This window comes from Deltaproteobacteria bacterium (genome assembly GCA_016874775.1).
In the GTDB taxonomy this organism is placed as follows: domain Bacteria; phylum Desulfobacterota; class Binatia; order Bin18; family Bin18; genus VGTJ01.
On the sequence record VGTJ01000084.1, the window covers coordinates 1 to 25,518 of the forward strand.

25 protein-coding genes and 1 pseudogene are annotated in these 25,518 nt (G+C 54.3%); 17 read left to right on the plus strand and 9 right to left on the minus strand.

Going from position 1 to position 25,518, the window contains the following annotated elements; genetic code table 11:
* The first annotated feature begins 389 nt into the window (after positions 1–389).
* The 12 genes and pseudogenes from FJ147_15070 (at position 390) to FJ147_15125 (ending at position 9,195) form a co-directional block, all read left to right on the plus strand.
* On the plus strand, positions 390–911 hold the full coding sequence (locus FJ147_15070; protein ID MBM4257208.1) for an adenine phosphoribosyltransferase: 522 nt from the start codon (positions 390–392) through the stop codon (positions 909–911).
* 71 nt (positions 912–982) lie between these two features.
* Positions 983–2,017, plus strand: coding sequence for a hypothetical protein (locus tag FJ147_15075; GenBank protein MBM4257209.1), 1,035 nt, complete (start codon positions 983–985; stop codon positions 2,015–2,017).
* A gap of 46 nt (positions 2,018–2,063) precedes the next feature.
* Positions 2,064–2,486, plus strand: coding sequence for an archease (locus FJ147_15080; protein MBM4257210.1), 423 nt, complete (start codon positions 2,064–2,066; stop codon positions 2,484–2,486).
* A 6-nt stretch (positions 2,487–2,492) separates the two neighbouring features.
* Positions 2,493–3,938: an RtcB family protein gene (locus FJ147_15085; protein MBM4257211.1), complete on the plus strand. Its 1,446-nt coding sequence runs from the start codon at positions 2,493–2,495 to the stop codon at positions 3,936–3,938.
* Positions 3,938–4,399 (plus strand): annotated as a pseudogene (locus FJ147_15090) (GNAT family N-acetyltransferase). Before FJ147_15085 ends, FJ147_15090 begins: the two are co-directional and overlap by 1 nt.
* 34 nt (positions 4,400–4,433) lie before the next feature.
* A complete protein-coding gene (locus FJ147_15095) occupies positions 4,434–5,297 on the plus strand; it encodes a DMT family transporter (GenBank protein ID MBM4257212.1) in 864 nt (287 codons plus the stop codon).
* 161 nt (positions 5,298–5,458) lie between these two features.
* On the plus strand, positions 5,459–6,094 hold the full coding sequence (locus tag FJ147_15100) for a restriction endonuclease (GenBank protein ID MBM4257213.1): 636 nt from the start codon (positions 5,459–5,461) through the stop codon (positions 6,092–6,094).
* Positions 6,095–6,131: 37 nt separating this feature from the next.
* The gene (def, locus tag FJ147_15105; GenBank protein MBM4257214.1) at positions 6,132–6,665 is read left to right on the plus strand and encodes a peptide deformylase; all 534 of its coding nucleotides are present in this window, start codon (positions 6,132–6,134) and stop codon (positions 6,663–6,665) included.
* Positions 6,666–6,713: 48 nt separating this feature from the next.
* The gene (locus FJ147_15110; GenBank protein ID MBM4257215.1) at positions 6,714–7,004 is read left to right on the plus strand and encodes a hypothetical protein; all 291 of its coding nucleotides are present in this window, start codon (positions 6,714–6,716) and stop codon (positions 7,002–7,004) included.
* Positions 6,973–7,524: a non-canonical purine NTP pyrophosphatase gene (locus tag FJ147_15115; GenBank protein ID MBM4257216.1), complete on the plus strand. Its 552-nt coding sequence runs from the start codon at positions 6,973–6,975 to the stop codon at positions 7,522–7,524. Before FJ147_15110 ends, FJ147_15115 begins: the two co-directional genes overlap by 32 nt.
* 34 nt (positions 7,525–7,558) lie before the next feature.
* Positions 7,559–8,608, plus strand: a complete 1,050-nt coding sequence (locus FJ147_15120; protein MBM4257217.1) for a phytoene/squalene synthase family protein — start codon at positions 7,559–7,561, stop codon at positions 8,606–8,608.
* Positions 8,609–8,628: 20 nt separating this feature from the next.
* On the plus strand, positions 8,629–9,195 hold the full coding sequence (locus FJ147_15125) for a mismatch-specific DNA-glycosylase (protein MBM4257218.1): 567 nt from the start codon (positions 8,629–8,631) through the stop codon (positions 9,193–9,195).
* A gap of 195 nt (positions 9,196–9,390) precedes the next feature.
* Here FJ147_15125 and FJ147_15130 read toward each other — a convergent pair whose 3' ends face one another.
* Positions 9,391–9,738 (minus strand): hypothetical protein, encoded by a 348-nt coding sequence (locus FJ147_15130; GenBank protein ID MBM4257219.1) that lies wholly within the window; start codon positions 9,736–9,738, stop codon positions 9,391–9,393.
* A 96-nt stretch (positions 9,739–9,834) separates the two neighbouring features.
* Positions 9,835–10,623, minus strand: coding sequence for a hypothetical protein (locus FJ147_15135; GenBank protein MBM4257220.1), 789 nt, complete (start codon positions 10,621–10,623; stop codon positions 9,835–9,837).
* A 238-nt stretch (positions 10,624–10,861) separates the two neighbouring features.
* Between FJ147_15135 and FJ147_15140 the strand changes: the two genes are divergently transcribed.
* Positions 10,862–11,662 (plus strand): DUF4352 domain-containing protein, encoded by an 801-nt coding sequence (locus FJ147_15140; protein MBM4257221.1) that lies wholly within the window; start codon positions 10,862–10,864, stop codon positions 11,660–11,662.
* 35 nt (positions 11,663–11,697) lie between these two features.
* On the opposite strand, the gene FJ147_15145 is transcribed toward FJ147_15140, so the two are convergent.
* Positions 11,698–13,074: a TrpB-like pyridoxal phosphate-dependent enzyme gene (locus FJ147_15145; GenBank protein ID MBM4257222.1), complete on the minus strand. Its 1,377-nt coding sequence runs from the start codon at positions 13,072–13,074 to the stop codon at positions 11,698–11,700.
* Between the two features lie 115 nt (positions 13,075–13,189).
* Positions 13,190–14,632 carry an amidase gene (locus FJ147_15150; protein ID MBM4257223.1) on the minus strand — a complete coding sequence of 481 codons (1,443 nt, stop codon included), beginning with the start codon at positions 14,630–14,632 and terminating at the stop codon, positions 13,190–13,192.
* Positions 14,633–14,806: 174 nt separating this feature from the next.
* Here FJ147_15150 and FJ147_15155 point away from each other — a divergent pair, with 174 nt between their 5' ends.
* On the plus strand, positions 14,807–16,141 hold the full coding sequence (locus tag FJ147_15155) for a hypothetical protein (GenBank protein MBM4257224.1): 1,335 nt from the start codon (positions 14,807–14,809) through the stop codon (positions 16,139–16,141).
* 83 nt (positions 16,142–16,224) lie between these two features.
* Here the strand turns inward: FJ147_15155 and FJ147_15160 are convergent, their stop codons facing one another.
* Together FJ147_15160 and FJ147_15165 are read right to left on the minus strand one after the other, a co-directional pair.
* Positions 16,225–17,451, minus strand: coding sequence for a CoA transferase (locus tag FJ147_15160; GenBank protein ID MBM4257225.1), 1,227 nt, complete (start codon positions 17,449–17,451; stop codon positions 16,225–16,227).
* Between the two features lie 50 nt (positions 17,452–17,501).
* On the minus strand, positions 17,502–17,711 hold the full coding sequence (locus FJ147_15165) for a hypothetical protein (GenBank protein MBM4257226.1): 210 nt from the start codon (positions 17,709–17,711) through the stop codon (positions 17,502–17,504).
* A 257-nt stretch (positions 17,712–17,968) separates the two neighbouring features.
* Between FJ147_15165 and FJ147_15170 the strand changes: the two genes are divergently transcribed.
* The 3 genes from FJ147_15170 to FJ147_15180 all read left to right on the plus strand — a co-directional run bounded on the left by FJ147_15170 (position 17,969) and on the right by FJ147_15180 (position 21,349).
* Positions 17,969–18,919 carry a zinc-binding dehydrogenase gene (locus FJ147_15170; GenBank protein MBM4257227.1) on the plus strand — a complete coding sequence of 317 codons (951 nt, stop codon included), beginning with the start codon at positions 17,969–17,971 and terminating at the stop codon, positions 18,917–18,919.
* Positions 18,920–19,264: 345 nt separating this feature from the next.
* The gene (locus FJ147_15175; protein MBM4257228.1) at positions 19,265–20,494 is read left to right on the plus strand and encodes a thiolase domain-containing protein; all 1,230 of its coding nucleotides are present in this window, start codon (positions 19,265–19,267) and stop codon (positions 20,492–20,494) included.
* Positions 20,495–20,824: 330 nt separating this feature from the next.
* A complete protein-coding gene (locus FJ147_15180; protein ID MBM4257229.1) occupies positions 20,825–21,349 on the plus strand; it encodes a hypothetical protein in 525 nt (174 codons plus the stop codon).
* 32 nt (positions 21,350–21,381) lie between these two features.
* Here the strand turns inward: FJ147_15180 and FJ147_15185 are convergent, their stop codons facing one another.
* The 3 genes from FJ147_15185 to FJ147_15195 form a co-directional block, all read right to left on the minus strand.
* Positions 21,382–22,938: an AAA family ATPase gene (locus FJ147_15185; GenBank protein MBM4257230.1), complete on the minus strand. Its 1,557-nt coding sequence runs from the start codon at positions 22,936–22,938 to the stop codon at positions 21,382–21,384.
* A 13-nt stretch (positions 22,939–22,951) separates the two neighbouring features.
* Entirely contained in the window at positions 22,952–24,769 is a 1,818-nt protein-coding gene (locus FJ147_15190) for a long-chain fatty acid--CoA ligase (protein ID MBM4257231.1), read from the minus strand.
* A 61-nt stretch (positions 24,770–24,830) separates the two neighbouring features.
* Positions 24,831–25,376 carry a hypothetical protein gene (locus FJ147_15195; protein MBM4257232.1) on the minus strand — a complete coding sequence of 182 codons (546 nt, stop codon included), beginning with the start codon at positions 25,374–25,376 and terminating at the stop codon, positions 24,831–24,833.
* Positions 25,377–25,518 lie beyond the last annotated feature (142 nt).

Here is a 25,518-nt window from a genome sequence, read left to right on the forward strand (position 1 = left end):
AGCATGCTCCTAAGATCATCGCGTGTTCCCTTCTCTCTCCCTGAACTTGAGTTTCTCCCCACGACACGCGCCTATCTCAGCAGAACCCGCGAAATCATGAAAGATTCAGACCTTTACAGGGATGGGCGTGCGCAGCGCGCCAACTGACTGGCGCGTGGTACGCGCCCTACGAATTCACCGCTCATGAACGTGCGAGGCACGGTACTAAATCGGACCATGAAAGTTGGTACACTCGCGCTGTCACCCTGAGTGAAGCGAAGGGTCTCTCGCAGGGAGTCTTCGCTGCGCTCAGACGGATTCTTTGCCGGACTCAGGACAGGCTTGACGGAAAGCCTACAATCGCATACTCCCGCGAGTCGGTAGATTCTCACAAGGAGACAGAGAACAACATGCAAGATTTGAAGAAATATATCCGAGATGTCCCAAACTTTCCCAAGGCTGGCATTATGTTTCGTGACATCACTCCGCTGTTAGCGAACGGCCCAGCCTGGCGTGATACGGTAAAGGCGGTTGCCGACCGCTATCGAAACCGTGTCGACATTGTTCTCGGGATTGAGTCGCGTGGATTTCTGATTGGTTCGGCTGTGGCGTATGAATTGGGCTGTGGAATCGCGGTCGTACGCAAGCCAGGAAAATTGCCCGCGGCAAAGTTTGATGCCAGTTATGCGTTAGAGTATGGGTCAGATACGCTGGAGATTCACCAGGATGCGTTTACACCTGGAAGTCGGGTGTTGGTCGTTGATGATTTATTGGCAACCGGAGGAACCGCTGAAGCGACGATTGCCCTGGCGCGGCAATTGCGCGGTGAGGTGATAGCTGCGGCGTTTATCATTGAACTGACCTTTCTTCCTGGCCGTCAACGCCTTGCACCCTGTGAAGTCGTCTCGCTTATTCAGTATGATAGTGAGTAACGAGTTGACAAATTTTCATGGTCGGTGAACAACAAGGGAGACCTGGTTCTCTGAAGGAGGGGAAGACCGTTATGAAGAACAGAGCTTGGCTGACAGTCCTCTTGGTAGGTGCGTCCTTCATGATAACGCACGCTCACTGTTACGCAGAAGAGACTATCCAAGACCTTATCCCGCAACGCGGGAACTTGACGGCTCCGCCACCTCCAGCGTGGTCGTATCCTATCGTTGAATCGTTACTGACCTGCGATCAGGCAAAACGAGTCTCAACCAAAGCGGTTGAACGGTTGGGGTATAAGGTGACAACGTTTACCCCGGCGACCGATAACAAGGGCGGCGTATTACAAGCGTCTCGCTCTGGGCTGTGGGGAGACAAGGAACCGGTGACTGTAACCCTGACCTGTGGTACTGAGGGGGTTCGAATTGATGCCTCTCCAGATGTTCCCCCATGTGAACAAGGGAATCGCATCGCGCGCGTAGCCGTAGAGCGACGTGGTTTCAAGGTAACCGAGTTTACCCCAGCGGCTATCGGTAAACCTGGAATCATCAAAGGGACAAAAGAGGGGGAAAAACCAGGAGTGATCACGATCTCATGTGAGCCGAATCATAACGTGATGATGGAAACCTCCATGGACGGACCGTTGGCGCGGCACAAAGATTTTTACATCACCATCTCGAATTTCTACCAAGGGTTTTATGCGGTTTTCAAAGGCGAGCGTGGTATGGTTGCGGCAGAGGCTATCCCGGCATCGGATAATCAGATGCATGTAGCGATGAAGCCACTGAACAGAACGGAGATGAAGATGGCCTTTGGGGCGGAGAGCAAGACCTATCTGCCAGTGCAGGTTGAAATTGCCAATCGCACGAAACGTTCCTATCAGTTGGATGTGACCCAAGTCATGCTGTTGTCTCCGATGGGAGTTCGCGTAAAGCCGCTGGCTGAATCTAAGGGCGGATTTCCTGCGCAAGCGTTAGCCAGTCAAACCATTGCTCCTGGCACCAGTATCAAAGGCTATCTGTATTACCCCGCGGGCGCGTACACTGGCGCTCGTGGTTCTTTGACTGAAGAAAAGAGTCAGGAGCGCGAAGGTTTCGATGTACAGTTTTGAGCAAACGTAGATTCCCCTGCGTGTGGTGCCGTCCTATAATGCCGAGATGGCAGAACCGCACTTTCACGAGATTGAACATACCGCAGACCTCGGCATCGAAGTCGAGGCCGATTCCCCGGCGGATTTGTTTTCCTGTGCTGGATTGGCACTCTTTTCTCTCATGGTTCGTCCTGAGGGAGTGAAGGCACGTGAGGTACGCGAAGAGACCGTGTCTGCCGACGGGTGGGAGAATCTGTTCCACGACTGGCTTTCGCATTTGCTCCATCGTTTTTTGCAAGACGGCTTTATTGCCGTGACGATTACTGTCCTCGAAATTGCTGAGACGCATATTCGTGCGCGCCTTACTGGCGAGAAACTCGACTACGAACGACATGACTTTGAAACCGAAATGAAGGCCGTGACGTATCACCAACTCTCAGTGAGAAATGAGAACGGGCGCTGGACCGCACGGGTCATCTTTGATGTGTGATTGATTATGGCTGAGATAAAGATTCGACAGGTTGAAGACTATCTGTGGGAAATTCCCAAGCAGGGCAACATGCGCGTGCCTGGACGTGTGTACGCATCTCGCGAGATGGTGAACGATATCCAGAAAGACGCCTCGCTGGAGCAAGTCGCGAACGTTGCGCACCTGCCAGGCATTGTCGGCTATTCGCTCGCGATGCCAGATATCCATTGGGGCTATGGCTTCCCTATTGGTGGTGTGGCTGCGGTTGATGCTGATGAGGGTGCGATTACGCCCGGCGGGATCGGTTTTGACGTCAATTGTGGCGTGCGTTTGGTGGCGACTAAGCTCTCAGAGAGTGACATTCAAAAACGACTCCCTGCACTTGCTGATTCGCTGTTTGCCTCGATCCCGTGTGGAGTTGGCGCCGAAGGGGCGATTCCCAAGCTGAGTAAAGCCGAAGAAAAGAAACTCGCGACTGACGGTGTACGTTGGGCAATTGCGCGTGGGTATGGTCGTGCGGAAGACGCTGACCGCATTGAGGAGAATGGCTGCCTGGCTGGTGCTGATCCTGAGGCGTTGACTGACGAGGCGCTCTCGCGCGGGCTAACACAGGTCGGGACCCTTGGTTCTGGCAACCATTTCCTCGAAGTCGATCGTATTGAGGAAATTTACGATGAGAAAGTCGCCGCAGCGTTAGGACTGACCGTCGGGCAAGTTGCTATCATCATCCACTCTGGCTCACGTGGCTTAGGGCATCAGACCTGTGAAGATGCACTGAAAGTGATGGGCAAGGCGATGGAAAAGTACCAGATTACAGTCCCGGATCGGCAACTGGCCTGTGCACCGGTGTCATCGCCTGAAGGACAGCGCTATTTAGCGGCCATGGCCTGTGCCGCGAACTATGCCTGGGTCAATCGTCAGGTGATGATGCATCTTGCTGAAGATGCTTTTCTTAAGGCATTGCAGATCTCATCGCGTGATCTCGGCATGCGTTGGATCTATGACGTTTGCCACAACATTGCCAAACCTGAAACCCATGAGATCGATGGGAGTAAGCGTAAGGTCTGGGTCCATCGTAAAGGTGCAACCCGTGCTTTTGGTCCAGGCCATCCGGCAATTCCCGAACTGCTGCGACCATTAGGCCAACCGGTACTCATTCCTGGTGATATGGGTCGCTATTCGTTTCTCCTCGTTGGCACCGATAAAGCGATGAGCGAAACTTTCGGTTCGACATGTCATGGGGCTGGACGCTTAATGAGCCGGGCTCAGGCAAAGAAGGTGGCGAAAGGGCACGATCTTGATGATGAACTCGGCAAAGCTGGGGTTATTGCCCGCTATCGTGGCAAAGGTACATTTGCCGAAGAAATGCCATACGCATACAAAGATGTGGCGAATGTCGTCGATGTTGTCGATCGGGCTGGGATCAGTAAAAAGGTGGTGAAACTTAAACCTCTCGCCGTCATCAAAGGATAATGGCTACAACCTTCACCGCCGCAACCCGTGCCGATATTCCCACGCTCCTGCAATTCATGCGTGAATACTACGAGTTTGATCACCTGACGTTTGATGAAAACGTTGCACGGTCTGCATTAGCAGAGATGATTGGTAATGACGCGTATGGCAGGATCTGGCTCATTGGGGTCGATGATGAGGCTGTGGGTTATTTGGTGCTCACGCTGGGGTTTAGTTTGGAATACGGTGGCCGTGACGCGTTTATTGATTAAGTGTATGTGCACTCTAGCCAGCGCGGCAAAGGCGTCGGCACCGCTGCTCTCGCTTTTGCGGAAGAGCAGTGTCGCATTCTTGGGGTTCGCGCACTGCATCTGGAAGTGGAGCACGCTAACACCAATGCCTATGGGGTCTATCGTAAGGTTGGGTTTGTCGACCACGAGCGCTATATGATGACCAGGCTCATCACTCGTACCCCCCGTTAACCTATCTGTGTTGTTCAGATAATTTCCCTGTCCCTTGGCCTATCTTCTCTTACTTTTTGTGACGTTTATTTGGGCTGGCAACTACCCGGTGGGGAAACTCGCGCTTGAGCATGTGAGTCCCTTGCCACTGATTGCCCTGCGAACGATCGTTGGCGCGGCGATATTGGTCAGTCTCGCGAGGAAATCGACCTCCAATCTGACGGCAGAACTCCGCGAAGAATTCGGCAGTACGTTGATTCTCGCGCTGACGGGAGTCATGGCCTCTGGCATCTTCTTTTATTTCGGCTTGCGCATGACTACTGCGTCCAACGCCGGTATTATTTCCGCTTCGACGCCAATCTGGGTGGCCGTTCTCTCTTGGCTCTTTGTCGCAGAGCGCTTTTCTTTGATTAACGGATGTGGAGTCCTGCTGTCCTTCATCGGGCTGGTGACCATCATTTGTCATGGATCTTTAACAATTTTGCTGCAGCGATCGTTCAATCTTGGCGATGTCTTGATTCTCATCGGTCAGCTGAACTGGGCAACGTACACAGTGTATGGTCGCCTGGTGCTTTCGCGGCGCTCTGCGATTGTGACCACCGCAAGTTCGTATCTCACTGGCGCGGTGTTGCTCTTTCCCTTGCTCTTTCTCGAACCTCCTGGAGCCATTGTGCAACAGCTCTCGCTGGTTGGCGGGTTGGCGGTGACATATTTGTGCATCCTCTCGCCACTCTCGCAGTTGTGGTATTCGAAGGCCCTGGTCAAAGTGAGCCCGCACCGCGCGGCTATTTTCATGAACCTGATGCCCATAATCGTCTTAGTTTTTTCAGCGCTTGTTCTCGGTGAACACATTTCTCTGGTACAAATGGTCGGTACGGCGATGGTTATCGGTGGGGTCATTCTCACGACCCGATTTTAGGCCATTTGGCATTGTTGATTTTCCCGCGCCGCTGCGCTATCTCGCCATCTCAAACGTTCGAGACTAGGGCTTGTCCTTTGTCGATTTCTGCCGATAGAGGTTTACAAAGAAGAGAATTCGTAGTCTACCCTATATGAGAGTCGGTTTCGTGAGACGTGTGTATGCGGGGCAGTACCCATCCCATCGACAAGGTTGATAATCCGCGGCGACGACAGCCGCAGCGCTCGTTGAGTATGCGAGCGGTTGCGGGCGTGGTGTTGTTCGTCTTCGTGACGATGGTGCTCCATGGGAACTGGCTGCTGGCATTGATGCTGATGTGTGGCGGATTTGGTCTCTGGCAAGTTGCTGAGGCACTGCGACACCATCGGGAACGCGATGCGGTGTTGCACGATGTGGTAATGCAGAGCGATGAGGAGTTTCTGGGGTTTGCGGCTGATCTGCTGCGTGCCCAAGGATACGGAGTGTTGAAAACCGGCTACACTGATGACCGCCACGGCAACTTCCTGGTCATGTATGGCAACGAGAGTCTTGCCTGTCGTGTGTTGCGGGGACGTCGTCGTTTGTACAGACCCGAGATGGTACGGATCCTTGCCCAGATGAAACTCTATGGCTGTAGAGGATCTCTGATAGTGACGAATCGAGCCGCTTCGTGGGGAGCTGCTCACTTTGCGCGCCGAGTTGGCTGTGTACTGATTGATCGTGACGAACTCATCCGGTTAATCTTGCAATATCGTCAAGGGCATCGCGTGTATCTCTTTCAACGTGCAGAGACGACCAAACTGCGGCGACGGAAATAGATGAGTGGTTGTAGAAGAGGTGGAGGAGGAGGAAGCAATGGCGATTCTGAAAGTTGCGCGATTAGGACATCCGGTGCTGCGTCGTGTGGCTGATCCAGTTGCTGTGGATGTGATTACCACACACGATTTTCAACGGTTCATCGATGACATGATCGAGACGATGCACGAGTACGATGGGGTCGGTTTGGCCGCACCGCAGGTGCATGTGTCGCAACAGGTCGCGGTTCTCGAAGTCAACCGGCCCCCCCGTTATCCTGATGCTCCTATGGTGCCGCTCACTGTACTGATCAACCCGCGCGTGACCCTGCTCTCCCAAGATACGGTCGACGGCTGGGAAGGGTGCCTCAGCATTCCCGAGATGCGAGGAGTCGCTCCACGCTACAAAGAATTGCGGGTTGAAGCACTCGACCGCAACGGCCAACCCCTCGATTTTGTTGCGGTGGATTTCCATGCTAGGGTAGTCCAGCATGAGTACGACCATCTGCAAGGAAAGGTGTACGTTGATCGCATGCCTTCCTTGGAGACGCTGACCCACCTTCTTGAGTGGCAGCGATATTGGTTGAAAAGTTAACCTCACACTAAGCCCCTCCATCGTTTTGGGGAGAAAGGAGTCACTCGTATGCCGTGGGAGTCACTGGCAATTGGTGTTGCTCTTTCCCTGTTAAGTGGAATGGGCATTTGGAGTTGTGCCTACCGGCTTGGGTTACGTAAAGGTCGGACAGTCGCGATCCCGTTTCAACTCATTGATGAGTTGCTCGACCACCGCATATCGTGTCTTGGCCAAGGTCCGGCTCTGGCCCGGCTCGAGATCGGGAACTTGTTGGGAATCGAAGAGTGGCAGTCGCAGAACACGAAGGACGAACCGCCCGCTCATGAGCATGACATCGCCGCCGCTCACGTTTATCACTAGTAGTGAAAATAAGCTGAACGAAGTCACCCGCCTACTTGGGCGACCACTTGCGCGTGCAGCAATCGCGCTGGACGAAATTCAAGAGGTCGCTCTTGAACCGGTGGTCGCTCATAAAGCCCGTCAAGCGTACGCAGCGCTTCATACACCGGTCTTGGTCGAAGACACTGGGCTGGCGTGTGCGGCCTGGAATGGGCTGCCGGGCGCGTTGGTGAAATGGTTCTTGTCGTCACTCGGCAACGCTGGATTGTGTCGCTTGATGCGAGCGGAAACGAATCGGACCGCCATGGCAACCACAGTGTTTGGTTATTTTGATGGGACCTTCTATCGCGCTTTTGCTGGAACAGTGGCAGGGATTATCGTTGAATCCCCGCGGGGAACGCAGGGGTTTGGTTGGGACGCGATCTTTCAGCCGCTGGGCAGCGATCACACTTTTGCCGAAATGAACCCCGAGGAAAAAGACCGTTTCTCGATGCGACGCTTGGCCGTGGAACAGTTGCGCGCGTCTGGCTTGTTGGGTTGACGCTCTTCGCGTATGGGCATATCTCTTGATGCCCATGCAGTCTGCGGAAACGTCGACACAGCTTCTGTCTCACATTTTGCCACGCGTGAGTCGCTCGTTTTATCTCAGCCTCCGCGTGTTACCACAGCGTGTGAGACCGACAATCGGTCTCGCCTATCTATTCTGTCGAGCGGCAGATACGATTGCAGACACAGCACTGTTGCCGCGTGCACAGCGACGGACGTATCTTGATCAATATCGGGCTCTTTTTTCTGCGTCCGCGATTTCTGTCCCTGATCTCTTTCAGCAACAGTTGTCCGCACAACAACAGAACCCGGCAGAGCGTGAACTGCTGGTTCGTTTGCCAGAGTGTGTTCGTCTCTTGGCTGAGTTACCCCTCAGTGATCAGCAACATATTCGCCATCTAGTTCTGACGCTCACGCAAGGAATGCAGCTCGATTTGACCGCTTTTCCCGGCGAGCATGAAGGGCGTGTGCAGGCGCTCGAAACTCGTCATGACCTTGATCAATACGCCTATTTTGTTGCCGGATGTGTTGGTGAGTTTTGGACTCGTGTCACTATGACGCATGTCCCAGCGTTATCGCGCTGGGAGGCCTCGCTCATGGAAAGTCGCGGCATTCGCTTTGGCAAAGGGTTGCAACTGACGAATATTCTTCGCGACATTGCCCAAGACCTGCGGATCGGACGCTGCTATTTGCCGCGTACGGAACTCGCTACCCTTGGTGTACAGCCCCAGGATTTGCTGAACCCTGAGGCTGTGGAGAAAGTACGTCCGGTGCTCAATGCCCTCCTGGATCTCACTTTAAGTCACTACCGTGAAGGATGGGCATATACGCGCGCGATCCCACGTCGTGAATGGCGATTACGGCTTGCATGCGCCTGGCCATTGCTCATTGGCATCTCGACTCTTGCGCTTGTCCGCCGTTCGCCGCAGTTACTTGATCCGCAAGCGCGGGTAAAGATCGCCCGCACCCAAGTCTATGGCATTATTCTACGCTCGCTATTGTTCGTACGCTCCAATCGCGCCCTCGAACGGTATTACGATCACCTGCTCGCGCAAGGTGGCTTCACGGTTAGTGGGTAGCGACAGCAAACGAGCACGGTATGCCCAAGCGACCGAAGAGTACGGAGGAATGGCAGGGAGAGACCTTGCCTGACTATTTACGAGAAGGGCTCGACCTTGCCTTTATTGGTCTCAACCCAGGACTCTACTCTGCCCAGGTCGGCCATTACTTTGCTTTCAAGCCGAATCGGTTTTGGACTGCCTTGTCTGCCTCTGGTTTGGTGCCAGAGCCCGTCGGACCTGAAGACGATGTCCGGTTACCCGATTGGGGGATTGGTCTCACCGATATCGTCAAGCGACCGACCCGAGGCATACACGAGCTGGCACGACGGGAATTCATCCTTGGTGCAAAAACACTCGAAGCGAAAATTGTTCGCTATCAGCCCCATGTTGTGTGCTTTGTCGGGCTCACTGGCTATCAGATTTGTTGTGGAGAGAAGCGCGGCCTGGGAGCCCAACCTGGACAATTTGGTGGAGCCGCTGCCTTCGTGATTCCCTCGACTAGCCCACGCAACGCGAACTATTCACTTGAGCAAATCGTTGCTGCAATGCGAGATCTCAAGAAGTATATACAAAGAGTGAAGGACAACCGCAGGAATAAGGACTGAGTAGGCCGGATCACAAGGACCTGGTCCCTCGATGTGTCACCCTGAGTGAAACGAAGGGTCTCGCAGAGAGATTCTTCGCGCCGCTCAGAATGACTGGACCGATTAGCTGTGCCGTAAAGTGTACGAGTGTTTTGTGTTTTGAGTGGGAAAAAGAATGTCGCGTTGACTCAACCCTCAGTCTTTTTCCCTCAGTCCTCAGGCAAGCGGACTGGTCTGCATCAACACTCCATTGTGAATCAAAAAGCTACGAATATAGTTTGCTTTCTGGCGTTTTTCTCCTGAACTGCCCGTGGCTTGCTGTTCAAATTCGTTGATCTTGTCTGCGTAGAAGCGCCGGCCTTTGGCGCGAATCTTCTTACCCCCACCATCCACATCGCGTAAGCAGTCGTCGATAATTTCGTCGGGTTGCTTTTCTACCTGGGCACAAAACTCGGCCAAGATCTGCAGGCGTTTCGTATCAGCTTCAGGAGTAGATCCAGACTGCTCATGGACGCCTTGTAACCAGGTTTGGACGGTTTGAGATGTGTTCAACTCAATATTCATAGCTGCGAATCTCTCTGCTCGAATTTCTCTCCGTATGTTTGCTTGGTGCGCATAGCGCACGCTACTGACACTGGACACTGGACGCTAGACTCTGGACTATTCCTCCGGTAACCCCAACATCCGACTCACCGCGCGCACTTCTTCTTTGCGCCACGGTAGTGGTGCCGGGTCTTGTAACATCTTTTGCGCGCGGAGTTGCGCCACCGTCTCTTCTGAACCACGGAACGGGGTGCCGTACTTTCCTTCATGGAAGAGTGAACCCAACGGTGGACGTGGCCGTTGTCCACCGGCTTCCCATCCTTCTGCTGGATAGCCAAGAAACTGCACCCAAAGTGACGTCCAATGATCGGGTACGCCGAGCACCTGACGAGCGGGACCTTCGGGATAGGTACACAACATCGTTCCTAAACCTTCATCAACCGCGGCAAGCAGGGCTTGAGAAATTGCGAGGCCTGCTTCACAGCCTGTCACTTTGGCATTGAGCACTGGATCTGAGCTGAAGACTTGCACGACCTGTGGATAGGCGACCTCGTTCACGAACTTGTGGGTCCAGCCGTGACTGATATTCAGTACGCCCATGTTTACCTGTTCGGTCGCGCGTGATGGCATGTCACGGGTGAAAGCCTGGAGGTCTCCCCACCAATAGATATGTACCGGGGCCATCTCAATCATGCCAGCATTCACAGGCAGTGTGAGTGCCTGCAAATCTGCCTTGGACAGTTTGTCGCGTTCGACGACGATCGCTCTGGCGAAATCTGCATTCCCTGCGCGACTGGCTAAGCGCGCCGCTTCAAGAACGATTTGAATCTTCTCGCGTGCGACCGGTTTCCAGGGAAGAAAGTAACGAATCGACCGCCTCCGTCCAACGACTTCTTTGAATTCCACGGTATGCCTCCGGCAATTGAAAAATTAAGCATTAAGAGTGAAGAAGTAATGAGGGGAATCGAAGCTCTCAGTGGATTTTATCTTTTTACTCTTAACTCGTCACTCTTAACTCAGCACTTGGTTCTCCGCCGCGCGAGTCTACACGCTTTGTCAGGAACGAAAAAGGAGGGAGGATTCGTGCTGCGCAGAGAGAAACTTGCTATAAAAGAGATGCCCTTTGGGGGAAGGAGTGATAGTAATGAGAAAAATTTTGCCGTTATGTGTTCTTGGTTGGAGTGCGCTCCTGGCGAGCTGTGCGCCGCAGCAAGTGCCACATCATGCCACTATCGAGCGACCGCCCCCACCCTCGCCCAGAATCAGTGACTCAACTCTGTCTTGTGAGGAAGCCAATAGCATCGCCTACAAGACGGTGAAAGTGATGGACTACAACATCACGTCGGTTACGGTCGCGAAACCTGGTCAGCCTGGTGAGATCATTGCTGAGAGAGATGGGACTCGCGGCGGGAGAGTGATCATCGAGTGCCATAGTGGAGGGGGAGCTTCCGTTGAAGGACAGGAAGGGGGGCTTCCTATTCCGCAGCTTGTGAATGCGGACAACCCGCATAAGTTCTATAACCAATTCCGTCGCAGTTTTACGCTTGTCCGCGAAAGTGAAGTGCGTGCCGCGAAAGTGTCCGAAAAAGGTCTGATTGTGAAGATGACCAAGCTCAATGGTGTAGAATCTCGCATCGAGCTTGGCATTGACCTGCCTGCGAGTGGGGTGTTGCCGGTAAAAGTGATGATTACCAACAACACATCACGTCCATACGGATTCGATGCCGATCAGGTATTCGCAATGCCCGCGGGAGGAGGGCGCGTTGCTCCGTCTGCACCTCCTGCTGCTGGTCAAGGAAAAGCGTTGCGTGGAGAGCTCACGATCGCACCTGGACAAACTGTGACAGGCTACCTGTTCTATCCGAATGGCAACTATACCTCTGCGCGCACGACGGTGGTCGATAAGGAGAATGACGAAGGAGAGGGCGTGTCGGTGCCATTTTAGGTGATCCTACGAGAGAGACGCCCCTCGGGACGTCTCTACAAGGCCGATACCTTCGGTACCTCAGGCACTGATTGCAACGCCACCTCTAGCTCTTGTTGGGAATACTCCTGACGTTCGAGTTTGCCACTGAAATAGGCGTCGTAAGCCGACATATCAAAGTGACCGTGGCCGCTGAGATTGAAAACGATCACTTTCTTTTCGCCACTCGCTTTGCAGTGCAGAGCTTCATTGATTGCCGCGCGCACTGCGTGGTTCGACTCAGGCGCAGGGATAATGCCTTCTGCCCGCGCGAACATGACGCCGCCTTCAAATGTTGCTAATTGGTCCAAGGCTGTCGCTTCGATATGTCCAGCATGGCGCAAGGCACTCACTTGCGGAGCCATGCCGTGATAGCGCAAACCTCCGGCGTGGATACGCGACGGGACGAACGCATGGCCGAGGGTGTACATCTTGATGATGGGCGCGATTCCTACTGCATCAGCGTAATCATAGGTGAATGCACCACGGGTCAGCGTCGGGCACGCCGCTGGTTCTACGGCGATAATGCGGGTCCTTTGGCCATTGCGAAGATTCTCACGCACGAATGGGAACGCGATCCCGGCAAAGTTTGACCCGCCGCCGGCGCAGCCAATGACGATGTCAGGATACTCGCCCGCCATTTCCATCTGTAACAGCACTTCTTCGCCGATGATTGTTTGATGGAGCAAGACGTGCGGAAGGCACGAGCCGAGGCTATATTTCTTTGCGCCTCCTGAGGTCACTGCTGCCTCAATACCCTCGGAGATGGCGGTCCCGAGAGAGCCTGGATGATCGGGGTCTTGCGCCAGCAGTTTGCGTCCACACTCTGTCCGCTCCGAAGGACTGGCAAACACTCGTGCGCCGTAGGTCTCCATGAGATTACGACGATACGGTTTCTGCTGGTACGAAATCCGCACCATATAGACTTCGAGATCTAAGCCGAAGAAATTGCACGCCATCGCGAGTGATGAGCCCCACTGTCCTGCTCCGGTTTCGGTGGTGAGCGCTTTCACTCCATCCTGCTTGGCAAAGAACACCTGCGCCACCGCCGTATTCGGTTTATGCGAACCAACCGGACTCACACCTTCGTTCTTATAGTAAATGTGGGCAGGGGTATCGAGAATTTTTTCCAGCCGATGCGCGCGGTGCAACGGCGAAGGGCGCCACTGCTTGTAGATTTCACGTACAGGCTCGGGAATTTCAATATAACGCTCGGTGCTGACGTCTTGTTTGATGAGGCTCAGTGGTTGGATGACGCTGAGGAATTCTGGCGTGACAGGCTCTTTCGTTTGCGGATGGAGAGGCGGAGACATCTGCGCGGGCATGTCGGCATTGATGTTGTACCAGAACTTGGGCATGCGTTGTTCTTCGAGAATGAATTTGGTGCCGTTCATGATGTCCTTCCTGGCGTTGACTTCGCGAAGATCACTTATTGATAGATCAACAGCATCGTAGCGTGCGCGCCGTGCACGCTACGCGTCGAGCATCGCTAAAGACTTGAAATATGTCTTAGTTTGCTGCATGCACTGGAGGCCGCTTTCCAGCCCACGGCTTGGCCTGTTCGAGTTGCGCCGCCAGGCGCAGCAACGTTGCTTCGTCACCAAAGCGGCCAACGAACTGGACACCAATCGGCAGTCCATTCGCATTCCAGTGGAGTGGCAACGACATTGCCGGTTGCCCGGTTGAGTTAAAGGCTGGGGTGAATGGAACATAGGTAAAGACTTGTTGTGTCCACTCCATAGCAGTCAGGCCTTGACGATTCTGATTCACTTCACCTAAAGGCGCTGGTGGCTGGGCAATTGTCGGCGTGAGGAAGACATCGCACGTTTGGAAAAACGCCCCAATCTGGCGCGAGAGGGTATTGTTGTAGGCCATCGCTTTGACCAGGTCTGCTGCTGAGTAGCGCTTGCCATCCTCGTAACAGGCCAGCGTAACGGCTTCGAGGTTGTCTGGACCTGGTTTGCGACCAAGCGCAGCCCCAGCCTCATCAACCATTGCCGTCGTGAATGCCGTCCAAATGACGTGGACGTTGTTTAAGAACGTGTGCCAGTCGTATCGTGGTCGATCTTCAATGAGCGTGTGGCCTAAACTCTCCAAGAGGCGCACTGTTTCATGGACCGCTTTCTCGCAGTCCGGAGACACTTTCGCTCCTGATGCCGGTGTCGTTGTCCATGCGATGCGGAGTTTTCCAGGGAAATTCTGAATCTGCTCACGATAGGATGGAGTAGGGAGGGTGAGAGCACCTGGAGCGCCAACGTCGGCACCAGCAACGCAGTCAAGTAACGCCGCAGAATCTCGCACGCTTCGAGAGACGATGAATTCACAGGCGAGCCCACACAATGGATCGCCATAGTCAGGGCCAGTGGGAATACGATCGCGCGAGGGTTTCAAACCGACGAGGCCATTACAGGACGCTGGAATACGGATGGAGCCGCCACCATCATTTGCATGTGCAAGAGGCACGACCCCTGCTGCGACTGCTGCGCCGGAGCCGCCACTCGAACCACCTGCACTGCGCGTGAGATCCCACGGGTTATGGACTGGACCGAAGAGGGTTGTTTCTGTTGTCGGGTTGTAACCGAGTTCCGGGGTTTGGGTTGTGCCGACGAGCACCAGCCCTGCTCGCCGGAAGCGTGCCATCAGCTCCGTGTCGTCTGTGGGAGTAAACCCTTGGGCGAATTTCGAGCCCATATCGCAGCGGACGCCTTTAGCGTGGAGTACCAGTTCTTTGATGAGAAAAGGCACGCCAGTGAAGGGACCTTGGGGCAGGCTTTTCCTGATTTCGTCGTTGGCTTGCGTCGGTAATGTCTGTAAGACCGCATTGAGTTGCGGGTTGACCTTTTCAATTGCTTGTAAGGCCGCAGCGGCAAGTTCCTCTGCTTTCACTTGCTTGCGTGCAACCAGGTCAGCAAGGCCGAGCCCATCGTAAGAGGTATAATCGCTCAGGGAAATCATAAAAGCCTCCTCTATTCGCAGTATGGTTTCACTCACCCGACAACCTGGTGGTGTGACCGCTGCCTACCACACCAGTGGCGCCACAGCAAGTTCGGGGTGATCACCGCCGCGAAGTTCCACCAGAATGCGCTACTCTAGACTCCGAATCCAACAACGTGTTATGTCTGAAGCGTGCTGTTTCTGCTGATACTGCTGTTGACCATAGCTGGTGGACGTGAGGCTAGCGCACAGGCGACGCCTGTTTCTCACCCAGACTCCCTCCAGGCGCGATTACTCAAAGCCATCCGACAAATACCAATCATCGATAACCAGGCGCACCCCGCACTCCCTGGGGACGTGGAAATGGATGCCTTGACCTTTGACTCGACCGGCGTCGCTTCTCCCGTTGCCAGGACGTTGCCCTTTCGGTTGCGCCCGACCAACCTGGAGCTTATTCCGGCGTTTCATGCCTTGTATGAATATCCTCACGCTGATCTCTCTTTGGACCATCTGCGCGAATTGGCCACCTTGAAACGCAAGAAGCGCACGGCACCGGAGGTAAATTACTTCAACACTGTCCTGAATAAGGCTGGGATTTCGCTATCGTTGGCCAATCGAGTGGACATGGCCGGGACACCACTCGACCGGACACGCTTCAAATGGGTTCCTTTTCTCGACGCTTACCTTTTTCCGCTCAACAATAGTGTCTACAAAAAGCAGGGTCCCGAGTCTGCGGTTTTCTTTTCTTGCTATGAGAAGTTACTCAAGAAGTACTACGACCTGGTTGAGACCAGCCGACCGCGCACCTTTGAGGCGTATCTCCGGTTTGTCCACGAAAGCTTTAGCCGTCTGAAAGCCGACGGTGCGGTTGCGGTGAAGTTTGCGGCTGCGTATTTGCGGCCATTAGCCTTTGATGATGTTTCTCCACGTCAGGCGCGTCGCATCTATGAGCGATACCGCAACACAACCGATGTTCCCGAAGAAGAGTACCGCAAGTTACAGAACTATTTGTTCTTCTTCCTGCTACGGGAAGCGACGAGGTTTGGGCTACCCGTTCATATTCATACCGGAGCGGGGATGAACGAAGGGTTTCGCCTCAACGGCGCGCATCCATTGCTACTGGAAAACGTTGTCACTGCTAACGAGTTCCGCCAGACCAGATTTGTCTTGCTGCAAGGTGGTGCTCCCTTTACTCAGGAAGCCATCCTCTTGGCGACGAATGCCAATGTTTTTGTTGACACCTCCGGGCTCACATTGCTGCACTATCCATCTGACCTGGCGGCGATATTCAAACAGTGGCTGTCGTTGCAGCCGGAAAAAGTACTCTTCGCGACCGATGCTCGTGTGGTGAACGAGCTCATCGGAGCGGAAGAGGTCTATTGGTTAGCGACCGAGAATGGTCGACAAGCGCTCGCCCTCGCCTTGAGCGAGATGGTCCAGGAAAAGCGCTGCGACGAAGCAGAGGCGCTACGTCTGGCGCACCTCTTATTGCGGGACAATGCGGCAAAGCTCTATGGACTACCATGACGGACAACATGGTTTGTCACAAAAGCTTGAGAGCAGAGGAAACACGCTTTCATCCTTGACCAACTCCCAACCCCTACCGCCAATTATTTCTCCCCTTTATACAACACTCCTTGTGAGTAAAGTGGCGCAAGGCTATCCTGTGCTCGTCCAAGCAGTTGCCCTAACACCTCTTCGTTATGTTGGCCGAGGACAGGTGCGCGGAGGTCGAGTTCGTCAGGAAACGCCGAGAACTTGAATGGAAATCCCGGAATGGTGACCTCCCCAAGCAGGGCATCTGGTACTTGCCGGACCATTTTTCGGGCAATGAAGTAGGGGTGTGTTGCAGTATCTTCAATCGACATCACTGGGCCAGCGGGCACGCGATGGTCGGCTAAGGCTTTTAGTGCAGCTTCATCGGTAGGGAAGGATTGGAGCCACGCCTCGATCATCGGGATCAGCTCCTTTTGATTCTTCCCGCGCCGTCCAGCCGAAGAAAATCGTGGATCATTGACCAACTCCGGTTTTCCTAACGCGTTACACACATTCGACCATTGGCGATCCAGCGCGAGGATGACAATGTATCCCTGCGTTGCTTTGAAAACGCCTTGCGGACAGCCCATGTAGTGATGCACGCCAAAGCGCATTGGCTTATAGGTGCCCTTACTCGCGGCGAACATCTGCAGTTCAACGGAATGCATGTGATAGAGAGCGTCGACCATGGCAATATCGACGTGTTGTCCTTGGCCGGTACGGTCGCGATGGAAGAGCGCATAGCCGAGCGCGGCAAACCCATTCACTCCGGCGATGCCATCAGCAATGGCGACCCCCATAAAACGTGGTGGACCGTCGGGATCACCAGTCATATGCATCAGTCCAGAAAACGCCTGGGCAATATAGTCATAGCCTGTGAGGTGAGAGAGGGGACTCTTGCGACCAAACGCGGAAATCGAACACATGATGACACGTGGGTTGATTTTTTGCAGAGACGCATAGTCAAGCCCACGTTTTTCCATGACCCCAGGACCGTAGTTTTCTATGACGACATCAACGTGAGGAATCAGGGCACGTACGAGTTCGACGCCTTCCGATTTACTGAAATCGACACAGAAGCTCTTCTTGCCCCGATTCTGTTGGATGAAATAGATGCTACGCCCGTCTTTAATGAACGGTAGGGCGCGTGACGGATCGCCGCCTTTTGCTTGCTCAACTTTAATAATCTCGGCTCCTAATTCGGCCATCAGGCGCGTGGCGGTTGGGCCAGCTAAGTATTGGGTGAAGTCGAGAACCCTGATGCCCGCGAGCATGGGAGCCTGTTGCACTGCAGTTGTCATATGATTGTCGCCCTCCTTGCTGTGTAGGTGATGGTATAGCGTTCCCCGTGTCAGCAATGCAAGGCGGCGCACTCTCGCACGGCTGGACAAACCAGCACATCCGGACGGCTGCCGGGAACGAACAAGGCTTCGCGTTTGATTTTGAGTAAATCAGCGGAGTTTTTGATAACGACCTTTTTGGCGAATTCTGCTGCCACAAAAATGCGTTGGTAGAAATAAGGAACAGAGTAAGAAGAAGCTGCCCCTTCAATACCAAACATAATGTGTCACAGCAGGCGAGAGCGGTAGGCGATGACAGGGGAAGGATAGCGCGTAAGCCCGCAATACCCTGGAGAAGGAAAGCGGTAACGTGGTTTTGAGTCCGAATCAGCAGAGTCTTTCATAATGGGCTTACAACGAGGCCCGTTGCGCCATATCCTAGGCGCAAAAAAAGCAAGCCCCAGCACAAAGAATTAGCCCCTTGCCCTCCTGGGCTGAGGCACGGCTTTTGCGCTGTCGGTTGCCCGAAGGAGTAGCCATGCACGCCTTGCACTGGGATGGCACGCAACTGCGAGTCCGAGCGTCATACCCTGAGCCGCAGGGACCAGAAACGTGGGCGTTGGTGCGCGTGCGACTCGCTGGGATCTGTTCGACTGATCTACAAATTCTCAAAGGCTATATGGATTTTACTGGAGTGCTGGGGCACGAATTTGTGGGGGAGGTCGTCGACGGTGCACCCACGTTGATGGGTAAACGCGTGGTGGGAGAGATCAATTTTGCTTGCGGTACGTGTGACTGGTGTCAGCAACGGCTGGGACGTCACTGCCCGAATCGCCAGGTGATGGGGATACTGAAGGCCGATGGGAGTTTTGCGGAATACTTGGCAGTCCCGGTGGCCAACCTCCATGAAGTGCCTGAGAACGTGCCCGACGAAGCGGCGGTTTTTACTGAGCCGCTTGCTGCGGCTTTTGAAATTATCGAACAGCTCCATCTCAGACCTGGCGTGGAAGCTGTTGTCCTGGGCGACGGCAAACTTGGGATGCTGTGTGCACAAGTTCTCCATCTGGCCGGTGCACGGGTGACGGTGGTAGGGAAACACGAGAAGAAACTCGCGCTTCTGCGTCAGTATGGGATACGCACGGTTGCCGGTACCGATTGGCGTCCGCAGCCTGCTGATCTCGTCATCGAAGCCACGGGAACGACCGACGGCCTTGCTCACGCGATGTCCATCGTCCGCCCGCGCGGCACGTTAGTGCTGAAAAGTACCGTCGCCCAAGCCCATGCTCTTTCTCTCGCACCGTTAGTGATTAACGAAGTGACGGTGGTGGGATCGCGGTGTGGCCCATTTGCTCCGGCGTTGCAAGCGCTGGCACGACAACAACTTGGAGTGATACCACTGATTGATCGCATGTACCCGCTCAAGGAAGGGCCGGCTGCTGTCGAGCATGCGGCGCAGCGTGGTGCGTTGAAGGTCCTGCTGCGGCTGTAAAGCGGTGAGCATGGTGGGGTAAGAGGGAGTCGAAGAAACGGTGAGGAGGAGCCTGAACCAGTCCACAAACGGTTGGTACTCACGCTTTATCACCCTGAGTGTAACGAAGGGTCTCTCAGCGAGATTCTTCGCGACACTCAGAATGACATGTCCACTGGGCTCTCACGGCAAGTGTACGACCGTTCTGTGGTTCGCTTTCAGCGAACGTTATTCCACAGAGTACGCGCGGCATTGCAATCTCGTTGACGCGCTACCCCCAAAACGATAGGAGATTTCTATTCCGATTGGCGGAAAATAATGATCACGCCCGAGCCATCGCGCTCGGCGATGGAGGAGGCGCTCAACATGTCCGCACCTGTGTATATTCTCGGAGGTCATCAGACTGACTTTGCCCGTAACTGGCTCAAAGAGGGCAAGGATGTCGTCGAAATGATGAAAGAAGTGGTTGTCGAAGGGCTATCCTCGACACACCTCGACGCCAAAGAAGTGGACGTCGCGCACGTCGGCAACTTCGCGGCTGAACTCTACTGCAAACAAGGACATCTCGGCGGCTTCCTGGGCGAGATCGATCCGGCCCTCTCTGGGATTCCTACCTCGCGTCATGAAGCGGCCTGCGCGTCTGGCAGTGTCTCGATCATGATGGCTGCGGCTGAAATCGAGGCTGGTCGTTATAACCTTGCTTTGGTAATCGGCGTTGAGCAGATGAAGACCGTCGATCCTTCAACTGGTGGTGACTTTCTCGGGACCGCAGGGTGGTATGAGCACGAATCCAAGGGAGTCGAGTTTCCCTTTCCCAAATTGTTTGGTCGCCTTGGTGATGAATACGAAAAGCGTTTCGGGCTCAAGGAAGAGCATCTGACACGTATTTCCGAAATCAACTTCTCCAATGCCCGTCGTAACCCACAGGCACAGACACGTGGCTGGTTTACCAACGAGACCCAGAATCTCACCAGCGGTAAGTACGCCAATCCAGTGGCTGGTCGGTTGAAAGTTCGTGACTGCTCGCAAGTCACCGATGGTGCGGCTTCGCTCTTCCTCGCGTCTGAATCCTTCGCGCGAGCGTACGCAGCACGTCGTGGCCTGAAACTCGAAGATCTGCCGTGCATTCTCGGCTGGGGTCATCGCACGGCGCCGATGCGCTTTGACACCAAGGTGGCTGAAAGCAAGAACAGCCAATACGTGTTGCCGCACACCCGCCAAGCGATCGTCGATGCGTTCCGTCGCGCTGGTATCGCTGACGTCTGGGGTGTGAACGGTATCGAAACGCACGACTGCTTTACGACCTCTGAGTACATGGCGATCGATCACTTTGGCATGACCAAACCCGGCGAGTCATGGAAGGCCGTGGAAGAGGGAACGATTGAATTCGGTGGGAAACTGCCAATCAATGCTAGCGGTGGACTGATCGGTTGTGGCCATCCAGTCGGTGCGACTGGCACACGCCAGGCGTTGGATGCATTCAAGCAAGTGACCGGGCACGCTGGTGAGTATCAGATTGACGGCGCGAAGAAGATCGCGACCCTCAACATCGGTGGTTCGGGGACGACAACTGTGGCGATGGTGATTGGGAAGTGACCGACAATTCACTAATGGTGATTTTCTATTTGCAATAAAGAGGACTGTGGAGTAGACCACCCTTCGACCCTTCGACAAGCTCAGGACTCGGGATGAAGGGTACTAGTACCGTGTCTCATAACTTCGTGAGCAGTTGTAGGGCGTGCGCAGCGCGCCAACTGACTGGCGCGTGGTACGCGCCCTACGATTTCACCGCTCATGAACTTGCGAGACACGATAGTAGGGTGATCAAAGTGTCCCCGTTCGGGCTGAAGTCCTGAGCCTCGTCGAAGGAATGAAGCATGAACGGGGCATAATCCACTCTCTACCCGAAAACCCTGCGGTTTTTTTGTGAAATCCTTCTCTTTTTTTCTTTTTCTCGTTGGTGCGATAGTTCTTGCAGCCTCCTCTTCGGCCCAGGATTTCGCCGTTTCTCGTCGCCTCGGGATTTCCCTGGCAACGCTGCAGAAGAATCTTGAAAAAGTAGCGGCTCCGATCGCGTTTGCTTCGCGCGCCGGCAGTACGCAAGGAACGCAAGAAGCGCCATTGCCAAACCGAGCTGGAGTCGTACAAGCAAGCGGAGATCAAGAGAATCTCGGTGTCATCGTGTTGTGGTTGCCGGTCGATCTACAAAAGAAACGGATTGATTCAGGATCGCGCGGCTATCTCGACGCATTGGTACAGACGTTTATGGCCGAGAGCGAACCGGTGGCGCTGTGGCTTGAGCGTGTCCTGCAACGGGCGCTGACTGAGGGCGAGAGCGGGTCGCATTTAGAATCTCAGTTGTTTGATACTTACCAATTCAAAGCCACCTATGTGTCTTCCTTATCCCGTCCGATGTTGTCGCTGACGTTGACGAAGTCGGCTGAGGAATGAGGAGAATCGTGCGCCTAGCGCATGCTACGTTGCTATCGTCCCGGATACACCACCAAGTGGCGAAACGGGTCGTCGCCTTCACTTTTTGACACAAGCCCGTAGCGTTTGACCATTTCGTGCTGCATGCGGCGAATGCGTGGTCGTTGTGGTGCAAGCTCGATAGGCTGTTGCTGCGTGATGACTTGCTCGATGGCTTCTTCGACTTCTGTCAGTGCCGCCCGATCTTCGGGGAACGCATCGGCCATCTGTTCGCGCAAGAATTTACTCATCTGCATCATCGTATCGCTGCGCAGCGAGTGCAGTGGCAATCCCTGCTCAATCATGAAACGCAACTCTTTGGGCTGACGCTTCACCTGCCCGCGCACCGTGAGCACCATGTCTGCCTGGGTTGGGTGGGAAACGACCCGTGCTGGCACTTGTAAATCCATGATGACTTGCTCAAGGCGTTGGCGATTGATGCCATAGGGAAAGATGCGCAGGATTTTGCGACGCTCGCTTTGCGGTTCGCTCGGCACTGCGGTAGCGAGTTGCAGCGACGGTGTTGTATGGGTGATTTCTACTTGACCATCGTCACCGCGGGCCCGCATTTCAATGCGAGACGCGCGTCCACGCAGGAACGCATCGACGGCCTCGGCGACATCGGCATGCACGGCAAAATGGGCACGGTCATGAATTTCGATCAGTACGTCGAATGTCGGCGGGGCTTTGCGCTCCAGAACAGTCTTTTGCGTCCCGCGGCGGCGTGCCTCATCATCACCAAGCGTGACAGATTGAATCCCGCCAATCAAATCGGCCAGGGTCGGATTCTGCACCAGGTTTTCCAGCGCACTGCCATGCGCAGTGGCCACCAAACGCACGCCACGCTCGGCAATCGTACGCGCGGCTAATGCTTCGGCTTCCGTCCCGATTTCGTCAACAACGATGACTTCCGGCATGTGATTCTCGACCGCTTCGATCATCACTTTATGTTGTAAATCCGGTGACGAGACCTGCATCCGGCGAGCGCGACCGATCGCTGGGTGCGGGATATCGCCGTCTCCGGCAATTTCATTTGAGGTATCAACGACGATCACACGCTTGTTGCTTTCGTCAGCAAGAATACGTGCCACCTCACGCAGCAGGGTGGTCTTTCCCACTCCCGGCGGGCCAAGCAGGAGAATGCTTTTCTTATCCTGCGTGACAATATCTTTGACGATGTTGACCGTGCCAAAAATCGCGCGACCCACGCGACAGGTCAAGCCAATCACTTCACCCGTGCGGTTACGGATCGCTGAGATGCGATGCAGCGTGCGTGGAATGCCAGCCCGGTTATCGTGGGTGAACGCGCCGACACGAGTGACGGTAAAATGTACATCCTCACGACTGACGGGCGTGTCAAAGAGATATACAGTTTGCTCACCGTAGCGTGCTTCGGGTGGTCGCCCTAAGTCCAGCACGACCTCGACCAAGTCCTGCAAATGTGGTCGGTGTGTCAAGGCATCGTGCACCGGGAGAGGTAACACGTCGAGCAATAAATCGAGATTATCAACAATCTCGCGCCTCTCAGGGGACAGGGAAAGATCAGCGGCGGAATCTACTATAGTACTCATGTGATTCATCCGGCTATCTGCTTGCCGAAGAGCTGTCAACTGGAACAGTGCTGGGCGGATACATAGCTTCGATGTCGGCACTGCGGGTGCGCATCACTTCTCGACGTTTGACCTTGAGCGTAGGAGTCAGTTCTCCACGATCTTGTGAGAATGGCTCAGCTAACAACGTAAAGTGATGAATGCGAGCATATAACGGCAGCGCCCGATTGATCTCATCGATACGACGGCGGAAGAGCGTGCGAAATTCTTTTTGTTGCAACAGGTCTGGCCAGGCATGGGAAGTAGCGTGCTTTTGCGCAAGCGTTTCGAGTAAAGCGCGATTGGGGACAATCAGCGCGGTGACATATGGGCGCTTGTCGCCAATCAGGCAGACTTCTTCGATCAGTGGATCTTGTTTCAGTTGCCCTTCAATCGGTTGGGGTGCAACGTTCTCACCATTGGAGGGAATCAAGAGGTCTTTCTTACGATCGGTAATGGTGATGTAACCGTCAGTGTCAATTGTGCCGATGTCGCCAGTATGGAGCCAACCGTGTTCGTCGATCATCTGCGCTGTTTCTGTCGGCTTGTTATAGTAGCCCTGCATGATGTTGGGGCCACGTGCGCAGATTTCGCCGTCGTTGGCGATTTTCACCTCAACTTGCGGTAATGGACGACCGACCGTACCAAGTCGGGTATGGCCGGGAATATTACAGGACACCACAGGCCCTGCTTCTGTAAGGCCATACCCTTCATACACCGTGATGCCGACGCCATAGAAGAAGCGAGCAATCTCGGCACTCAACGGCGCACCTCCAGAAACTAAGAACCGGGTGCGGCCACCTAACACCTGACGTAGTTTATGGAAGACCAGCCGATCGGCCAGGCGGTGCCGCAGTCCTAAGGCGAAGGGTAGAGCTTGCTCAGTCACACGCAACGGACCGGCAGCTTTGGCCGCGTTAATTGCCCAACTCAAGATATTGTGCTTGAGCAAACTGGCGTTTTCTCGCTCGCTGAGTAGGCGCCGATAGACCAGTTCAAGCACCCGTGGCACACAACAGAAGAGGGTAGGTTTCACTTCACCGAGATCTTTGGTGATGGTGACCGTACCTCCACCATAGGCAATGCACGCTCCAGCTCGCAGGATCGTGTAGAGCCCTGCAGTACGCTCAAAGCCATGCGAAAGTGGTAGGAACGAGAGGGTGATGTCTTCCTCAGTGATGGGTAGAATTGCGGTTGCATCTTGGGTATTGGCGAGAATGTTGGTGTGGCTGAGCATCACTCCTTTGGGAACACCCGTGGTCCCCGATGTGTAAATGATCGTCGCGAGTCCTGGATCTGGCACTGGTTGTGACGAGCCCCCGGATGTCTCGCCACGAGCCATGACACCGTCGAGACTCAAGCTTGGAAGTTGGCCAAGACGCGTTTCTTCCTTCGGACCTTCATCGAGCAGAATAAGATGCGTCAGCGTCGGGAGGTCGCTCGCGATCTTCAACGCTTTGGCGAGCGGCTCGCGTCCAGAAACCGCGAGGAACGTCACGCCAGCATCTTTCATGATGTACGTCAGATCCGTGACGGGACTAGTCAAATAAAGCGGCACATCTACGCCACCAAGGTAGAGACAGGCGAGATCAATAATTGCCCATTCTGGGTGATTATCGGCGAGAATCGCGAGACGATCACCAGGACGGAACCCTAGTGCAGTGAGTCCCTGCGCGGTACGGACAATTTTCTTTCCCAGCGATTGCCACGACAAATCTTGCCAGTGGCCATGTTGTTTCGTACGCATGGCTGGTTTGGTGCCGTACCGTTCAGACCGTTGCAGGATCATGGTGGCTAGAGAGGTTTCACGCATAGGTCATCTCCGGCGTGAACCATAAACGACAGCGACTCGGTGGGGAAGGGCACGAGCACTGCTACTTCTTCAAACGTGTGCGGCGAAGGTCATCGAAGGAAATCCACGTACACAAAAGGAAAAATGTCGTTACTCCGAATATCTTCCATCGGTCAGCAGTAGTGGTAGCTTTCATAAAAGCGAGAATACCCATCACAACAAAACCGCAACTCGCCAGAAACAGCAGCAGTCGTCCGAATAAACGCCCGCGAGAAACTGGTGCGTCAGGATGAGAGTAGGTTTGCTGATTGACGAACTGGTTGAACAAGTGCGTCGACAACGAATCCAGAGGCGCTGGATAATCGTGGGGATGGAGAATATAGGTCTGATCACGCAAATCAATACGAATGCGGGTTCGTTGACCATGATCGACTAACGTCATTTCCAAGGAGTCGCTCTTATGGAACGTAACGTCACCCTCCCACGTGATGCCTGGCAATCTGAGTAATTCTCCTTTGTCTCGACTTGTGAGAATTAGTTCCTGTGTCCAACGTACTTCAGTCGGACCAGGATCGTACGGACGATCTTCAAGAAGAAACGCGCCATCAGGCGAACGTACAGACTTCACGTGAGAAGGATCTGCCAGTCAATACATTTTGTGTGACGGCTTTTCGGAGCTGTCATTCTGAGTCCTCCACAGCGCGCGGCGCGGAGCGTGGAGGCAGAAACGAGACAGTGCTATGCTTGGCGGCACGGCCCCGACAAGCTAA

Bases quoted from the DNA above. Each gene is read 5' to 3' on its own strand.
- FJ147_15070 (MBM4257208.1), top strand. From the start codon at position 390: ATGCAAGATTTGAAGAAATATATCCGAGATGTCCCAAACTTTCCCAAG.
- FJ147_15075 (MBM4257209.1), top strand. From the start codon at position 983: ATGAAGAACAGAGCTTGGCTGACAGTCCTCTTGGTAGGTGCGTCCTTC.
- FJ147_15080 (MBM4257210.1), top strand. From the start codon at position 2,064: ATGGCAGAACCGCACTTTCACGAGATTGAACATACCGCAGACCTCGGC.
- FJ147_15085 (MBM4257211.1), top strand. From the start codon at position 2,493: ATGGCTGAGATAAAGATTCGACAGGTTGAAGACTATCTGTGGGAAATT.
- FJ147_15100 (MBM4257213.1), top strand. From the start codon at position 5,459: ATGCGGGGCAGTACCCATCCCATCGACAAGGTTGATAATCCGCGGCGA.
- def (MBM4257214.1), top strand. From the start codon at position 6,132: ATGGCGATTCTGAAAGTTGCGCGATTAGGACATCCGGTGCTGCGTCGT.
- FJ147_15110 (MBM4257215.1), top strand. From the start codon at position 6,714: ATGCCGTGGGAGTCACTGGCAATTGGTGTTGCTCTTTCCCTGTTAAGT.
- FJ147_15115 (MBM4257216.1), top strand. From the start codon at position 6,973: ATGACATCGCCGCCGCTCACGTTTATCACTAGTAGTGAAAATAAGCTG.
- FJ147_15120 (MBM4257217.1), top strand. From the start codon at position 7,559: ATGCAGTCTGCGGAAACGTCGACACAGCTTCTGTCTCACATTTTGCCA.
- FJ147_15125 (MBM4257218.1), top strand. From the start codon at position 8,629: ATGCCCAAGCGACCGAAGAGTACGGAGGAATGGCAGGGAGAGACCTTG.
- FJ147_15130 (MBM4257219.1), bottom strand. From the start codon at position 9,738: ATGAATATTGAGTTGAACACATCTCAAACCGTCCAAACCTGGTTACAA.
- FJ147_15140 (MBM4257221.1), top strand. From the start codon at position 10,862: ATGAGAAAAATTTTGCCGTTATGTGTTCTTGGTTGGAGTGCGCTCCTG.
- FJ147_15145 (MBM4257222.1), bottom strand. From the start codon at position 13,074: ATGAACGGCACCAAATTCATTCTCGAAGAACAACGCATGCCCAAGTTC.
- FJ147_15160 (MBM4257225.1), bottom strand. From the start codon at position 17,451: ATGACAACTGCAGTGCAACAGGCTCCCATGCTCGCGGGCATCAGGGTT.
- FJ147_15165 (MBM4257226.1), bottom strand. From the start codon at position 17,711: ATGTTTGGTATTGAAGGGGCAGCTTCTTCTTACTCTGTTCCTTATTTC.
- FJ147_15170 (MBM4257227.1), top strand. From the start codon at position 17,969: ATGCACGCCTTGCACTGGGATGGCACGCAACTGCGAGTCCGAGCGTCA.
- FJ147_15175 (MBM4257228.1), top strand. From the start codon at position 19,265: ATGTCCGCACCTGTGTATATTCTCGGAGGTCATCAGACTGACTTTGCC.
- FJ147_15185 (MBM4257230.1), bottom strand. From the start codon at position 22,938: ATGAGTACTATAGTAGATTCCGCCGCTGATCTTTCCCTGTCCCCTGAG.
- FJ147_15190 (MBM4257231.1), bottom strand. From the start codon at position 24,769: ATGCGTGAAACCTCTCTAGCCACCATGATCCTGCAACGGTCTGAACGG.